The 16104-nt window shown below is 32.8% G+C and carries 17 protein-coding genes and 2 tRNA genes; 7 read left to right on the forward strand and 12 right to left on the reverse strand.

All coding sequences use genetic code 11. The features are described from left to right. Nucleotides 1-25 precede the first annotated feature (25 nt). The 4 genes from KQS_RS11090 (at nt 26) to KQS_RS11105 (ending at nt 2526) form a co-directional block, all read left to right on the forward strand. Nucleotides 26-373: a hypothetical protein gene (locus KQS_RS11090; protein ID WP_014389279.1), complete on the forward strand. Its 348-nt coding sequence runs from the start codon at nt 26-28 to the stop codon at nt 371-373. 158 nt (nt 374-531) lie between these two features. After that, nucleotides 532-1185 (forward strand): hypothetical protein, encoded by a 654-nt coding sequence (locus KQS_RS11095; RefSeq protein WP_014389280.1) that lies wholly within the window; start codon nt 532-534, stop codon nt 1183-1185. 50 nt (nt 1186-1235) lie between these two features. Further along, nucleotides 1236-2039, forward strand: a complete 804-nt coding sequence (locus KQS_RS11100; protein ID WP_041252092.1) for an endonuclease/exonuclease/phosphatase family protein — start codon at nt 1236-1238, stop codon at nt 2037-2039. 73 nt (nt 2040-2112) lie between these two features. After that, nucleotides 2113-2526: a hypothetical protein gene (locus tag KQS_RS11105; RefSeq protein ID WP_014389282.1), complete on the forward strand. Its 414-nt coding sequence runs from the start codon at nt 2113-2115 to the stop codon at nt 2524-2526. A gap of 40 nt (nt 2527-2566) precedes the next feature. Here KQS_RS11105 and KQS_RS11110 read toward each other — a convergent pair whose 3' ends face one another. From KQS_RS11110 to miaB, 12 genes are all read right to left on the reverse strand, one after another. Then, nucleotides 2567-3019 carry a KTSC domain-containing protein gene (locus tag KQS_RS11110; RefSeq protein WP_014389283.1) on the reverse strand — a complete coding sequence of 151 codons (453 nt, stop codon included), beginning with the start codon at nt 3017-3019 and terminating at the stop codon, nt 2567-2569. 179 nt (nt 3020-3198) lie between these two features. Continuing rightward, a complete protein-coding gene (locus KQS_RS11115) occupies nt 3199-3477 on the reverse strand; it encodes a GIY-YIG nuclease family protein (protein ID WP_242400764.1) in 279 nt (92 codons plus the stop codon). A gap of 73 nt (nt 3478-3550) precedes the next feature. Beyond that, nucleotides 3551-3829 carry a GIY-YIG nuclease family protein gene (locus KQS_RS11120; protein ID WP_242400765.1) on the reverse strand — a complete coding sequence of 93 codons (279 nt, stop codon included), beginning with the start codon at nt 3827-3829 and terminating at the stop codon, nt 3551-3553. An 18-nt stretch (nt 3830-3847) separates the two neighbouring features. Continuing rightward, nucleotides 3848-3920 (reverse strand) — tRNA-Met (locus tag KQS_RS11125). 33 nt (nt 3921-3953) lie between these two features. Beyond that, nucleotides 3954-4026: transfer RNA gene (locus KQS_RS11130), tRNA-Met, on the reverse strand. A 96-nt stretch (nt 4027-4122) separates the two neighbouring features. Next, nucleotides 4123-5748 (reverse strand): chaperonin GroEL, encoded by a 1626-nt coding sequence (groL, locus tag KQS_RS11135; RefSeq protein ID WP_014389286.1) that lies wholly within the window; start codon nt 5746-5748, stop codon nt 4123-4125. 39 nt (nt 5749-5787) lie between these two features. Continuing rightward, nucleotides 5788-6063, reverse strand: coding sequence for a co-chaperone GroES (locus tag KQS_RS11140; RefSeq protein ID WP_014389287.1), 276 nt, complete (start codon nt 6061-6063; stop codon nt 5788-5790). 138 nt (nt 6064-6201) lie between these two features. Continuing rightward, nucleotides 6202-6543, reverse strand: coding sequence for a preprotein translocase subunit SecG (secG, locus tag KQS_RS11145; RefSeq protein WP_041252093.1), 342 nt, complete (start codon nt 6541-6543; stop codon nt 6202-6204). 6 nt (nt 6544-6549) lie between these two features. Continuing rightward, nucleotides 6550-7344: a tetratricopeptide repeat protein gene (locus KQS_RS11150; protein WP_014389289.1), complete on the reverse strand. Its 795-nt coding sequence runs from the start codon at nt 7342-7344 to the stop codon at nt 6550-6552. A 4-nt stretch (nt 7345-7348) separates the two neighbouring features. Next, on the reverse strand, nt 7349-7852 hold the full coding sequence (locus KQS_RS11155; RefSeq protein ID WP_014389290.1) for an LptE family protein: 504 nt from the start codon (nt 7850-7852) through the stop codon (nt 7349-7351). Nucleotide 7853: 1 nt separating this feature from the next. Then, on the reverse strand, nt 7854-9122 hold the full coding sequence (locus tag KQS_RS11160; protein WP_014389291.1) for a sigma-54 interaction domain-containing protein: 1269 nt from the start codon (nt 9120-9122) through the stop codon (nt 7854-7856). A gap of 78 nt (nt 9123-9200) precedes the next feature. Beyond that, nucleotides 9201-10652: a tRNA (N6-isopentenyl adenosine(37)-C2)-methylthiotransferase MiaB gene (gene miaB / locus KQS_RS11165; protein ID WP_014389292.1), complete on the reverse strand. Its 1452-nt coding sequence runs from the start codon at nt 10650-10652 to the stop codon at nt 9201-9203. A 258-nt stretch (nt 10653-10910) separates the two neighbouring features. Between miaB and topA the strand changes: the two genes are divergently transcribed. The 3 genes from topA to porK all read left to right on the forward strand — a co-directional run bounded on the left by topA (nt 10911) and on the right by porK (nt 16082). Next, nucleotides 10911-13406: a type I DNA topoisomerase gene (gene topA / locus KQS_RS11170; protein ID WP_014389293.1), complete on the forward strand. Its 2496-nt coding sequence runs from the start codon at nt 10911-10913 to the stop codon at nt 13404-13406. Between the two features lie 5 nt (nt 13407-13411). Beyond that, a complete protein-coding gene (locus KQS_RS11175; protein ID WP_014389294.1) occupies nt 13412-14557 on the forward strand; it encodes a formimidoylglutamase in 1146 nt (381 codons plus the stop codon). Between the two features lie 133 nt (nt 14558-14690). Continuing rightward, nucleotides 14691-16082: a T9SS ring complex lipoprotein PorK/GldK gene (gene porK, locus KQS_RS11180; RefSeq protein WP_014389295.1), complete on the forward strand. Its 1392-nt coding sequence runs from the start codon at nt 14691-14693 to the stop codon at nt 16080-16082. Nucleotides 16083-16104 lie beyond the last annotated feature (22 nt).

The raw sequence follows: 16104 nt of genomic DNA on the forward strand, positions 1-16104 counted from the left end.
GTTAAATACTACAAATATAGTTATGATGAAAAAAAAACTAATATTTTCAATTTGTTTGTTCTTAATTGTCAGTTGTTCTCCAGGTAAAAGTGAGTTGTTTAAGGAAACCGATTTTTTTGTAGAATCACTGTATACAACCTATGAAAGCTATGGAATTCTTGGATATTCAGAAAATGCAAAAACAACAAGTGATGGATTATACACAATAACTCCAATAGGTAGATTAATTAATGTTAAGATTCTAAAAGCTGTTGAAAAGGAAGAATATGAAGATTTAAAAGAAGATTTAAAAAACCATTATGAAGGTAATACAAAGGTTAATGATGTATATATCTGTAAAGCTGGAACAATTATGATTGATTGCAGAGATTAAAAAAATGAATAATAAAATATCACTTAAATTTCTGTCCAAGACAATATGATTAAAACTCCAATACTTTAACAGATTTAATTTACAATGGCAAAATAATTTAAACATTTTGTTTGCATAATAACATCTCAAGACGTTGCTAATATTAAAAAGAAATAAGGATGAAAAAAATATCAGTTAACAAATTAGCAGAATACCTCAAAGCTGACTCAGTTAGAAGAAGAAGAATTATAGAAGACCAAAAAGAACCTATGGATTTTATTGCAATTAGATATGCGGATGCAAGAAAAGCAATGATAAACTTCGTAATAAAAGATTTTAATAAATCTATTATTGAAAGTGAAATTGAGAAATTATCAAGTAAAATTAATGAAAATGATTTTCAAGAAAATGATGTAAAAACATCAATAGAAGCCTTAAATTGTTTTTTAAATATTGAATTACCGCAAGAATTGCTAAAATTTAAAAGGGTAAAGTCGAACAAAAAATATGTTTTGAAAGTAAAAGACTTAAATATTAATATCAATCCAGATGTATTAATAAAAGGCACAATAAAAAATAAACCATTCATTGGAGGAATTAAATTCAACATTGTTAAAGGGCATAAATTGAATGATGATGACAGGAAAAATGTAGCAACATTAATTCATCAAGTATTAGAAGAGCAATCAAAAGATACTCCAAATTTAAATTTTTGTATTTCTATTGATGTATTTAACATGACGTTTGATAACGCTCCAAAATCATATAAAACAAGAAGAAAACAAATAGAATATGCTTGTGATGAACTTGGCATTATTTGGGATTCAATTTAAAAATTAAACTTGTACTTTTGTTTTATGGAAGTTTGTATTGGTTTAGATTTATGAAGAAAATAATTTATTTACTACTCTTTTTATCATGTCATATTTTATTCTCCCAAGTCAAACTACTTTCTTGGAATGTAGAAAACTTAGGTAGTTCAAAATCTGACAAGGATATTGCTTTCATAGTAAAAACCATCAATGACTATGATGTAGTGGCGTTACAAGAAATTGTAGCTGGTGATGGCGGTGCACAAGCTGTAGCTAAATTAGCAGATGAGCTCAACAGAAAAGGTTCAAAATGGGATTATACAATTAGTGACCCAACGAGTAGTAGTGCCTACAAAACCGAACGCTATGCTTTTTTGTGGAAAACCAATAAAGTTAAAAAGATTGGTGATGCTTGGTTAGAGAAAAAATACCAATTGGAAATCGACCGAGAACCCTACTATTGTACCTTTGATTATAAAGGCAAGCAATTTACAATTGCTAATTTTCACGCCATAACCAAAAGCAAACAACCCGAAACCGAAATAAAATACTTTAAATTTTTACCAGCACAATATCCAACATTGAATTTGCTTTTTGTAGGGGATTTTAATTGTCCGCAATCGCATACCGTTTTTAATCCACTGAAGAAAATGGGCTATACATGTGTGTTTACCAAACAAAAAACCTCATTAAAAAAAGAATGTGTAGAAGACGAATGTTTGGCTTCTGAATTTGATAATATTTGGTATAATTCTTCAAAAATCAGCATTAGTAACTCTAAAGTAATTCACTTTTACAACTCTTTTAACTCCCTCAAAGAAGCAAGAAAAATCTCTGATCATATTCCAATTACAACAGAAATTACCGTTAAATAATTTACCGTGCTTTACGGAAATCCGTAAAAAATAATTTTTCATCTAAGTTACTTTTGAAGTAAATAGTATTAGGATGAAAAAACGATTTCCATTAAGTCGCCTTTTAGTTGTGTTATCATTTGTTCTTTTCTTTAATTGTAAAGAAAACAATGTAAAAAAAGAAGCCATTGAAAAAGAACAAATCAAGCCTTTTTTAAAAACACCACCAAAAGATGCTGTCACCTATCATGAAGATACAACTAAAGAATACGAATACAGAACAGGTACTTCGGGCGATTATACTTATAATTATAATGCTTATGGTTTTGACAACGAAGGCAATGAAGTTTCTGGAAATATAGCCGTAAACGGAAAGTATGGCAATGGAATTTTAACTAAAACAGACGGCAATGAAATTGAAATCGACGTGGAATGGATTGGTTATGGCAAACTACTTGCAACAGATGAAGATGGAAACAAATACGAATTAACCGTCGATGAAAAGTAAACCCTCAACAAACCTATAGTATTAGAAATCTTGATTTCCATTAGTCCATGGCAACCAATTTACTAGCACTTCTGTATAAATAAGCCTTATAAATGTGTCTTCTTGCAAAACGGCTAGGGGATTCTGCATTAATCATTTTGATGTACACATTTTTTGGAACACCAAAATATTCAAAACAATTTCCGTCTAAAAAATTAATATACAACACCCCTTTTTCCATCCAAAAATCCAAAATATTAGAAGTTGTAATGGTTTGTTCGTAAGTTTCTTTCACTTTTTCTTGAGTCTCTGGCGCAATACTCACTAAAAAATGATAGGCTTCTATAATATTTTTACTTCGTTCTTCAGCAGCTAAACGAGCTATAGGATCTGAAATCGTATCGGGATGATCTTCTTTCATACTATTTCGATATATCGTTTTCAGTTCTTTTAATGTTGCTTCTTTAGTAACATTTAATAACTTTCTGTATTCTGCAATTTTTTTTGAATTCATGAGTTTGCTCTTCCAATATTATTTTAAATGATATAAATCTAAATAAGTTTTATAAAAACTATAAAGAATAAATGTAAATATTACCATTATAAAAAAAGCCACTCTGATTGAGTGGCTTTCTTAGTAGCGGGAACAGGACTCGAACCTGTGTCCGCCGCGGCGGATATGAGCCCAAGAGCTTATAATTTAGAAATAATTTCTTTTATAAGCTCCCTGCCCTTTCCTGTTTTAAAGAGTTTTTCTCTTTTTAAAGCCTCAGATTTAGTTGTGAAAAATTCGACATAAATAACTTTCCAAGGTCTGAACTTGATTGTATATCCTTTCTCGCACAAATAATTATGAGATTTAAATCGTTCAATCAAATTAGAGGTAAAACCAACATAGGTCTTATTATATCCCTCAGAGAATAAAATGTATACCACAAATTCATCCATTTCAATATAAAAAAAGCCACTCAATAAGAATGGCTTTACTAGTAGCGGGAACAGGACTCGAACCTGTGTCCGCCGCGGCGGATATGAGCCCAAGAGATTATAATTTAGAAATAATTTCTTTTATAAGCTCCCTGCCCTTTCCTGTTTTAAAGAGTTTTTCTCTTTTTAAAGCCTCAGATTTAGTTGTGAAAAATTCAACATGAATTACTTTCCAAGGTCTGAACTTGATTGTATATCCTTTTTCGCTCAAATAATTATGAGATTTAAATCGTTCAATCAAATTAGAGGTAAAACCAACATAGGTCTTATTATATCCCTCAGAGAATAAAATGTATACCACAAATTCATCCATTTCAATATAAAAAAAGCCACTCAATAAGAATGGCTTTACTAGTAGCGGGAACAGGACTCGAACCTGTGACCTTCGGGTTATGAGCCCGACGAGCTGCCTACTGCTCTATCCCGCGATATGCGTTTGTATTTTCAATATGTTTTCTTAGTAGCGGGAACAGGACTCGAACCTGTGACCTTCGGGTTATGAGCCCGACGAGCTGCCTACTGCTCTATCCCGCGATTTGTGAGTGCAAATATACAAATAATATCAATACAAACAAGAAAAAAATGATTTAATAAAAAATCCCTAGTTTTTACTAGGGATTTTTTTAATTTTTACATCATTCCAGGCATTCCACCACCCATAGGCATAGCTGGTGTATCTTCCTTAATATCAATAAGTGCACATTCTGTTGTCAATATCATTCCAGCCACTGAAGCCGCATTTTCTAAAGCAACACGTGTTACTTTCTTAGGATCAATAATTCCTGCTTTTAACATATCAACGTATTCACCTGTCTTAGCATTGAATCCGAAATCCCCTTTTCCTTCCGAAACTTTTGAAATCACAACAGAACCTTCTCCTCCTGCATTTTCAACTATAGTTCTTAAAGGTGCTTCTACTGCTCTATTTACAATTTGAATTCCTGTTGCTTCATCTGCATTGATTGCACTAATGTTTTCTAAAACTGCTTTAGCTCTTACTAAAGCAACACCTCCACCTGCAACAATTCCTTCTTCTACTGCAGCTCTTGTAGCATGTAACGCATCATCTACTCTATCTTTTTTCTCTTTCATTTCAACTTCAGAAGCAGCCCCAACATACAATACAGCAACTCCACCAGCTAATTTAGCCAAACGCTCTTGCAACTTCTCTCTATCATAATCAGAAGTAGTCGTTTCCATTTGAGCTTTAATTTGGTTCACTCTGGCCTTAATATTATCTGCATTTCCTGCTCCATTTACAATGGTAGTATTGTCTTTATCAATAGTGATAGTTTCAGCCGTTCCTAACATGGCTAATGTAGCATTTTCTAACGAATACCCACTTTCTTCAGCAATTACAGTTCCGCCAGTTAAAATAGCTATATCTTCTAACATGGCTTTTCTTCTATCACCAAATCCTGGAGCTTTAACGGCAGCAATTTTTAATCCACCTCTTAATTTATTCACTACTAATGTAGCTAACGCTTGTCCGTCTACATCTTCAGCAATAATTAACAAGGGACGACCCGATTGCGCTACTGGCTCTAAAACAGGTAATAACTCTTGTAAATTTGATATTTTTTTATCGTATAATAATACATAAGGATTACTTAATTCAGCAATCATTTTATCAGCATCGGTTACAAAATAAGGAGATAAATACCCTCTATCGAACTGCATTCCTTCTACAACATCTACATAGGTATCTGTCCCTTTTGCTTCTTCTACAGTTATCACTCCTTCTTTACCCACTTTAGTAAAGGCAGTAGCAATTAACTCTCCTATTGTTTCATCATTATTAGCAGAAATTGAAGCTACTTGTTTGATTTTTTCAGAGGAATCACCCACTGCTTCAGATTGTTTGCTTAATTGATCTACAATTGCTTCAACTGCTTTATCAATACCTCTTTTTAAATCCATTGGATTAGCACCTGCAGCTACATTTTTCAAACCTTCTTTTACAATTGCTTGTGCTAATACAGTTGCAGTTGTAGTTCCGTCACCAGCTAAATCATTAGTTTTAGATGCTACCTCTTTAACCATTTGCGCACCCATGTTTTCTAATGGATCTTGCAATTCAATTTCTTTAGCAACTGAAACTCCATCTTTAGTTACTGTTGGTCCTCCAAATGATTTTGAAATAATAACATTTCTTCCTTTTGGACCTAATGTTACTTTAACTGCATTTGCTAATGCATCAACTCCACGTTTTAAGCCATCACGAGCTTCAATGTCGAATTTAATATCTTTTGCCATTTTTTTTTAATTTTTGAATTTAACTTTTGAATGTACTAATTAGATAATTGCATAAATTTCATCTTCACGCATAATAAGGTAATCTTTACCCTCTAACTTTAATTCTGTTCCTGAATACTTGCCATATAAAACAGTATCACCAACCTTAACGGTCATTTCATGGTCCTTTTTACCATTTCCTACGGCAACAACAGTTCCTTTTTGAGGTTTTTCTTTTGCTGTGTCTGGAATAATAATACCAGAAGCTGTTGTAGTTTCAGCTGCTAATGGCTCAATTACTACTCTGTCTGAAAGTGGTTTAATGTTTAACGACATATCTTTAAATTTTTACTATTAAAATTATTACTTGTTTTTTTTCAGAAATTGTGCCAAAAACAATTTCTGCCATTTTTACTTAAAATAAAAAAGCCAGCACTGACAGGCTGGCATTTTTATTTGCTATTTTAATGTAAATTACTTCTTAGTTGTATCAGCAGCTGGTTGGCTTGCAGCTGGAGCAGTTGTTGGAACTGGTGCTGGTTTTGCCGCTGTTGTAGCATCGTCAATTAATTTAGAGCCACCGTTTCCACCAGCATTACTCAAAGTTGACAATAAAATCAATAAAATTAAAGCTCCTCCTAAAAACCAAGTTGATTTTTCTAAGAAATCGGTTGTTTTTTGAACACCTCCCATTTGGCCACCACCACCGAAAGAAGAAGATAAACCTCCACTTTTAGGATTTTGAACCATAATCACTAAGATTAATAAAAAACAAACAATTACTATTAGAGCTAAAAAAATTGTAAATGGTATCATTTTCTGTTAATTATTTTGTTGTAAAATTTTAATATCATTAATTCGGTCTGCAAAGAAACTACTTTTTTCTGGATATTTCAAAATTAATATTTCATAAGCTTGTATTGCTTTAGTATATTTTTTTTGTTCTAAGTAAATTTTTGCCAATGTTTCGGTCATAATTGAAGAAGGCATTTCGTTGCTTTTAGCTATATTTACTGGCACTGGCACCGATTCTTTTGTTGGAGCAATTTTTGGACTTAATTCGATAAATTTTTCTATTAATTCGAATTTTTTTTCAATATCCGTACTATTTTCTCCTGCTATTTTTTCATTTTCACGCACAATAGGTGCAAATTTTGACAATTGCAACCATTCACTAAACGAATGTGTTTCTGATTTTTCAAAAGATAATGGCTTCCCAATTTCTAATCGTTCTTCTACTTTTTCAATGGTATTTTGTTTTTCAACCGAAGCATCTAGTTTATTATGATCTGAAATCGCTTGTACGAATTCAAATTCATTCACTTCTATATTTTGTAATTCAGCTTGAATTTTATCATAATTTTCTTTTTTGAAAATTTTAAACTCATCCGAAGTTATAAAATCAAACAAAACGGAACGATCAGTTGTATGTGCAGCCGCTTTTTTTAATTCGTAATTATACCTAAAGCTTTCCTGATTATACAATCCTTTTAAATACAAAGCTCTTGCACTTTGAAAAAAAGGAAACTCTTGCACAATAGTTTCAAGAACCAAAGTTTGTTTATCATTGATTCCCTTTGAATTGTTGAGCAAAAATATATAATCACTTATATTCATATAATTACCATTTTGCTAGTGACTGATTAAATATATCTTGCGTAATACGCTCATAAATTTCATCTAAAGCCGTACCTAAAACAGCTTGCGGTAAAACATCTGCTGCATAATCATAATAAAAAGAAAATCTTTTTTCAAAGTTATCATCTTCCTTATTTTTGTTTGAATAACGAACATTTATCGTTATTGTCATTCTGTTTTGTGCAGCTACTTGATTTGATGTTGCAGCCATAGGTGTAATTCTATACTCTACAATTTCACCTTCATACAACAAATCACCACCTGAAGCAACTAAATTTAAATTCGTTTGATTTAAGATAGTATTTTGTAGTTTTTGCGTAAATGTTCTTTCAATACCTGGCTCTACAATATCTGCCATATTTTGAAAATAATTTACCTGAAAAGTCTTGGCATCAATTTTTCCTGTCCCTGTAAAATTATATTTCACATTACAACTTATAAAAGTGCAGGCTACTAACAAGAAAATATATTTTTTTAAATTATTCATTTTACAAATCAAACTGTTTAATTTTTCTATATAGAGTACGTTCAGAAATTCCTAGTTCATCTGCTGCTGCTTTTCTTTTTCCTTTATTTTTCTCTAAGGCTTTTTTAATCATTTCTATTTCTTTTGCTTCTAAACTTAAGGTTTCTTCTTCCTCTACTGTTTCTGCAAATAAATAATCTTCATGATCGTCCTCATCTATAAACTCCTCTTGTTCAACATCTTCTTCTGTAGGTAGTATTTTTACACTAGAAGGACGTTCTTCAAAAATAGTATTTTTATCTTCAGCCGTACCGTAAATTTTTTGAATCAATGATTTATTCGATTCTTGGACTTTAGCCGAACCATTTTGCATTAGTTCTAGAGTGAGTTTTTTCAAGTCGTTCAAATCACTTTTCATATCGAAAAGCACTTTATACAAAATTTCTCTTTCGTTACTAAAATCACTTGAACTTTTTGTTTCATTGACTACCTGAGGTAAACTTCTTTCATTAGCAGGTAAATAAGCTTGTAAGGTAGTTAAAGTCACATCTCTATTTGTTTCTAAAACCGATATTTGCTCCGCTACGTTTCTTAATTGTCTAATATTTCCACTCCAACGGTAATGTAGTAAATACCGAACAGCATCATCAGTTAATTTTATAGGTGGCATTTTGTATTTATGTGCAAAATCCGAAGCAAATTTTCGAAACAACAAATGAATATCGTCTTTTCTATCTCGTAAGGGTGGAAGTTGAATTTCAACCGTACTTAATCGGTAATACAAATCCTCACGAAATTTTCCTTTTTCAATCGCTTCTTGCATATTAACATTGGTTGCCGCTACAATACGCACATTGGTTTTTTGCACTTGTGACGAACCAACTTTAATAAATTCTCCATTTTCTAACACACGCAATAATCGCACCTGTGTAGTCAATGGCAACTCTCCTACTTCATCTAAAAATATAGTTCCCCCATCTGCAACTTCAAAGTACCCTTCACGTGTAGAAGTGGCTCCAGTAAAAGCTCCTTTTTCATGCCCAAACAACTCACTATCTATAGTTCCTTCAGGAATTGCGCCACAGTTTACGGCAATATATTTTCCATGTTTTCTATGTGAAAGTGCGTGAATAATTTTCGGAATACTTTCTTTACCAACACCACTTTCACCAGTTACCAATACAGAAATATCCGTGGGAGCAACTTGAATGGCTTTCTCCACAGCACGATTTAATTTAGGGTCATTCCCAATAATTTCAAAACGTTGTTTTATGTTTTGTATTGATTCCATATGTTTTGTTTCTGGTTTCAAGTTTCAGGTTTAGAAAGTTAACTGAAAACTTTCAAACTTGAAACTTGAAACAAAAAATTAATTCATTATTTCTGAATATCCTACAGCTTCACCAATTAAAGTTGCCGCAGTACAATCGGTTATTTTTACGTTTACAAAATCGCCTGGCTTGTAATTTTCTTTTGGAAAAACAACTACAATATTTTGAGAATTACGTCCTGACCAATGTAAATTTGAACGTTTAGAATCTTTTTCAACTAAGACTTCAACAACCTGACCTACAAAACGTTTAGTGCGCTCTAAAGCCATTTTTTGTTGTAAATCGATGATCTCATTTAAACGCCTTTTCTTTACTGCTTCAGGCACATCATCTTCCATTTTACGAGCAGCTAAAGTACCGGGACGCTCAGAATAAGCAAACATAAATCCGAAATCATATTTACAATGCTCCATTAACGACAACGTATCTTGATGGTCTTCTTCCGTTTCTGTTGGAAAGCCTGCAATCATATCTTGTGACAAAGAAATATCTGGAATAATTCTGTAAATATTATCAACTAATGTCATGTATTCTTCACGCGTATGCTGGCGGTTCATTTCTTTAAGAATTCTTGTACTTCCAGATTGAACTGGCAAGTGAATGTATTTGCAAATATTATGATGTTTCGCCATTACTTCAATCACTTCCAAATGCATGTCTTGTGGATTTGAAGTGGAGAAACGGAAACGCATTTTTGGAAAAGTTGTAGCACAACGATCCAACAACTGTGCAAAATCAACTGCAGTAGCTTTTTGCATCTCTGACGCTTTTTCAAAATCTTTTTTCAATCCGCCGCCATACCATAAATAGCTATCTACATTTTGACCTAACAACGTTACTTCTTTAAATCCTTTATCCCACAAATCTTGAATTTCTTGAATAATACTTTCGGGTTCACGGCTGCGTTCACGTCCACGGGTAAAAGGAACTACACAAAACGTACACATATTATCACAACCACGGGTAATAGAAACAAATGCCGATACACCATTACTACTTAATCGAACCGGTTGAATATCACCATACGTTTCTTCTTTAGAAAGAATAACATTGATAGCGTCTCTTCCTTCTTCCACTTCTTTTAAAAGATTTGGAATATCCTTATAGGCATCTGGCCCAACCACCATGTCCACAATTTTTTCTTCGTCTAAAAACTTTTCTTTTAAACGCTCGGCCATACAACCCAAAACCCCTACTTTCATAGACGGATTAATTTTTTTGATGGCGTTATATTCTTGCAAACGTTTTCTAACGGTTTGCTCGGCTTTATCACGAATAGAACAGGTATTTACTAACACCAAATCTGCTTCTTCTAGATTTTGCGTTGTATTATACCCTTGTTCAGATAATATAGAAGCCACAATTTCACTATCAGAAAAATTCATTTGACAACCATAACTCTCAATGAATAATTTCTTTTGATTTCCTTCTATTTGATCTTGAACTAAACTGGTTCCTTGTTTATTTTCTTCAATTACCTTTTCTTCCATAACCTTTTCCACTATAAAATTGGGATTGCAAAGATAATACTAAATTTGATTTTATGACAAGTTGGCAGATAATTTAGCATGAAATTATGAAAAAAGCAGTGGAATACTAGCCCCGACAGCAGCGTATACCTTGTATAGCGAATGGCGGGAAAGCACTTCTTTAGAAAAAGAAAATGTGTGCTCCAAAAAAAGAAAAAAATACACCTATATATATATGTTAAAAAAAACTTCTACTTTTGTCCCATCAAAATTGTGAAAATGGCAAAGAATTTAGTCATCGTGGAGTCGCCTGCAAAAGCGAAAACTATTGAAAAATTTTTAGGTAAAGATTTCCAAGTGGAATCGAGTTACGGACATATTGCGGATTTACCTTCTAAGGAAATTGGTGTGGATATTGAAAATAACTTTAAACCTAAATATGAAGTTTCTTCAGACAAGAAAGCCTTAGTAAAAAAACTTAAAGACTTATCAAAATCAGCAGAAACTGTTTGGTTAGCATCCGATGAAGACCGTGAAGGAGAAGCCATTGCGTGGCATTTAGCAGAAGAATTGAAATTGGATCAAAACAAAACCAAGCGTATTGTTTTCCACGAAATTACAAAAACAGCTATTCAAAAAGCAATTGAAAATCCAAGAGGCATTGATTACAATTTAGTAAATGCACAACAAGCCCGTAGAGTTTTAGACCGATTAGTTGGATACGAACTATCACCCGTTTTATGGAAAAAAGTAAAAGGTGGTTTATCTGCAGGTCGTGTACAATCTGTTTCGGTACGTTTAATTGTGGAACGTGAAAGAGAAATTCAAAACTTCAAAGCGGTAGCCAGTTATTCTATTAGCGCTGAATTTACAAATGAAGCCGGAAAAGTTGTTAAAGCTAAACTGAATAAAAATTTCAGCACGAAAGAAGAAGCACAAGCTTTTTTAGAAAAAAATATAGGTGCCGAATTTAAAGTTGGTGATTTAGAAACCAAACCAACCAAAAAATCACCTGCAGCGCCATTCACTACTTCAACTTTACAGCAGGAAGCCGCTCGTAAATTATATTTACCCGTTGGTATTACTATGCAAATTGCACAACGTTTATACGAAGCCGGATTGATTACTTACATGAGAACCGACAGTGTGAATCTTTCTCAAGAAGCGATGTCGGCCGCACAAGCTGAAATTACTTCGTATTACGGAAAAGAATACAGCAAACCAAGAAATTACAATACAAAATCAAAAGGGGCACAAGAAGCTCACGAAGCCATTCGTCCGACAGACCTTAGTCGTCATACCGTGGATATCGACAGAGACCAAGCCCGCTTGTATGATTTAATTTGGAAAAGAACAATTGCATCCCAAATGAGTGATGCCGAATTAGAACGTACTAATGTTAAAATTGAAGCCAATAAACATAATGAGAACTTTACCGCAACTGGAGAAGTAATCAAATTTGAAGGGTTCTTAAAAGTGTATTTAGAAGGTAATGATGACGATGAAGAAGAACAAGAAGGCATGTTACCGGCTTTAAAAGTAAATGAAATATTAAAAAATAATTTTATTACAGCTACTGAACGCTTTAGCAGACCGCCATCAAGATATACAGAAGCCTCTTTAGTAAAGAAATTAGAAGAATTAGGAATTGGTCGTCCTTCAACCTATGCGCCAACTATTTCAACGATCATTAATAGAAATTATGTTGAAAAAGGTAGTTTTGAAGGTTCAGAAAGAAAATACCAGCAGTTAATTTTAAAAGGAAACGAAATTAAATCGGAAACTTTAAAAGAAAACACAGGTTCTGACAAAGGTAAGTTAGTCCCAACCGATATTGGTGGTATTGTAAATGACTTTTTAGTGAAAAATTTTGAAACAATTTTAGACTACAATTTCACTGCTAAAGTAGAACAAGATTTTGATGAAATTGCAGAAGGAAAAGAAGATTGGAGTAAAATGATGAAAGATTTTTACAACCACTTCCACCCTATTGTAAACAAAGTTGAAACAACAGCCGAGAGAGAAACAGGAGAACGTATTTTAGGGGTTGATCCAAAATCGGGCAAACAAGTTTCTGTGCGTTTAGGTCGCTATGGCGCTATGGCACAGATAGGCAATCAAGAAGATGAGGAAAAACAATTTGCAAGTTTACGTGCAGAACAAAATATAAGTACAATTACACTAGAAGAGGCTTTAAACTTATTTTTATTGCCAAAAATTTTAGGAAATTATAAAGATGAAGAAATTGAAGTGAGCAATGGTCGATTTGGACCCTATGTTCGATTTGGAAAACAATTCATTTCATTACCAAAAGGAGAAGACCCATTAGACGTTACACTGGAAAGAGCAAAAGAACTTATTCTAGAAAAAGAACAAGCCGATGCACCTATTGCAGAATACGAAGGCATGCCTGTTCAAAAAGGAGTAGGCCGATTTGGTCCTTTTATAAAATGGAATGGCATGTTTATCAATGTAAATAAAAAATACAACTTTGATAAGCTATCAAATGCTGATGTTGTGGAATTAATTCAAGAAAAAATCCAAAAAGATATTGACAAAGTAATACACAACTGGGAAAGTGAAGGTATAAAAGTAGAGAAAGCACGTTGGGGTAAATCGGTCATTTTAAAAGGAAAAATTAAAATAGAGTTATCTAAAGAGGTAGATGCTGCGGCTTTAACACTAGAAAAAGTAAAAGAACTAATTGAACAAAAAGCACCAACAAAAAAAACAGCTACAAAAACAACTGCAAAAAAAACTACTAAAAAGAAATAATTTTTATGTCATTTGATTTTTTACAACCTGTATCCCCTGATATTGAAAAATATATCACGACATTATCTAATCAAACATTAGGTAAGAAGGTTGTACTTCATACCGAAACAGATTTTCCGAATTTAGAGACCATTTCTATTGCACTTATTTGTGTTAACGAAAACAGAGGAGCAGAATTAGAAAATGAAGTGTACAACTTCAATGAATTTAGAAAACAATTCTATAAATTATTTCCCGGTAATTGGCAAAAAGGAATTGCCGATTTAGGCGACATTATGATAGGTAACGAAATCACAGACACCTATTATGTAGTAAAAACTATTTGTGCTGAATTAATTAAAAATAAAATTTTACCAATTATCATTGGAGGATCACAGGATCTTACTTATGCCATGTATAGAGCCTATGACAACCTGGAACAAATGGTAAATTTAGTTGCTATAGATCATAAATTTGATTTTGCAAAAGAAGAGAATTTAGCTTCTGATTCCTTTTTATCTAAGATTATAGTTGAAGAACCTAATAATTTGTTTAACTACAGTAACATTGGATATCAAACCTATTATAATTCTCAAGAAGAAATTGATTTAATAGAGAAATTATACTTTGATGCTTTTAGGTTAGGAGAAATCATAAAAAATCCAGCAGTAGTTGAACCAGTTTTCCGAGATGCCGATTTAATATCATTAGATTTAAATTCAATTAAAAGCGCTGATTCTGGCAATACCAACAATTTTCAATCAAATGGTTTTGATGGAAGAGAAATTTGTGCTTTATCAAGATATGCTGGAATTAGCGATAAAGTAACTTCATTTGGAATATTCAATCAAAACTTCACAAAAAATGAGATGCCTTTAATTACACAAATAATTTGGTATTTTATTGAAGGTTATCATTATCGTTCGTATGAATTCCCATTTGAAGACAAAACGAATTATTTTAAATACATTGTATTGATTGAAGAAGAAGAATTAGTTTTTTACAAAAGCAATCGATCTGAAAGATGGTGGATAGAAATAAATTTATCCAATAATTACAATAAAACAAACAAAATTACGTTGTTACCATGTACCTATGAAGATTATTTAGCTGCATGTGAACAAGAAATACCTGAAAGATGGTGGAAGGCACATAGGAAAAACTATATTTAATAACGACAAAAGTGTTAAATTTATCGATAAAAAACACTTTTTTATATTTTTTTTAAGGAAAGTATTGTATATGTCAAAATAATTAAATAGGTTTACGCCCTCAAATAAATATAAGTTTTTAACCCAATTTTATATGAAAAAATTTTTAGTACTATCAGCGGCATTAGCTTTACTTGCAAGTTGTGGCAAAGGCGACAAAGGCGAGCTAGTGGGAGTTAAAGGTAAAAAATGGCATTCTGAAAAGCCATACGGTATGACCCTTATCCCAGGTGGAGCATTCATTATGGGTAAATCAGATGATGATTTAGCCAACATTCAAGATGCACCAACTAAAACTGTAACAGTTCGTTCTTTTTACATGGATGAAACTGAAATTACAAACAGTGAATATCGTCAATTTGTTGAGTGGGTAAAGGATTCTACTATTAGAACTAGATTAGCTATTTTAGCTGAAGAAGTTGGTCAAAAACCAGCAGATGGAGCAAGAAGCGGAAAAGGTGGAGGAAGCATAGGTGACTATGGTTTTGCTGATACTGATCCAGAAAAAATGACGGCATATGATAAATATATGTACGAAAACTACTATAGCGTAGGAACTGATAAAGATCCTTATGCTAATAGAAAATTAAACAAGAAAATCAAACTAATTACGGAAACATCTAAATATCCAGATGAGCATTACGTTGAAGTTATGGACTCAATGTATTTACCTGAATCTGAATCGTTTAACGGGTTAAAAACGATTGATGTTTCTAAATTAAAGTTCAAATACAACCAAGTTGACTTAAACAAAGCAGTTAAGAAAAAAGGTCGTAAGAATTTCTATGAAGATGCACCTCCAATTGAAATCTACCCTGATACTACTGTATGGATTAAAGACTTTGCATATTCTTACAACGAACCAATGCACAATGATTATTTTTGGCACCAAGCTTATGGAGAATATCCTGTAGTTGGAGTTTCATGGAAACAAGCTAAAGCATTTTGTGCATGGAGAACAATGTATAAAAATTCATATGTAAAAAAACAAAAAGGTAGAGATCAAGTTAACTCGTTCCGTTTACCAACAGAAGCAGAATGGGAATATGCTGCAAGAGGTGGAATTGAATCAGGAACTTACCCATGGGGAGGACCTTATGCTAAAAACGACAGAGGATGTTTCTTAGCTAACTTCAAACCTAACAGAGGGGATTATGCAGCCGATGGAGCTTTATACACTGTAGAAGCTAGATCATACGAGCCAAATGATTTCAACTTATACAATATGGCAGGAAATGTTTCTGAATGGACAGAATCATCATACGATCCGGGAGCTTATGAATTTGTTTCAACAATGAACCCTAACGTTCCTGATGCTAAAAACCAAAGAAAAGTTGTTCGTGGTGGATCATGGAAAGACGTTGCTTTCTTCTTACAAGTTTCAACTCGTGATTTTGAATATGCTGATTCAGCTAGAAGTTACATCGGATTTAGAACTGTACAAGATTACATGGGTACTGATGCTACAGGTACAAGACCTAAATAATAAATTAATCAACTTTAACTAA

Origin of the sequence: Flavobacterium indicum GPTSA100-9 = DSM 17447 (assembly GCF_000455605.1) — a bacterium.
GTDB classification, from domain to species: domain Bacteria; phylum Bacteroidota; class Bacteroidia; order Flavobacteriales; family Flavobacteriaceae; genus Flavobacterium; species Flavobacterium indicum.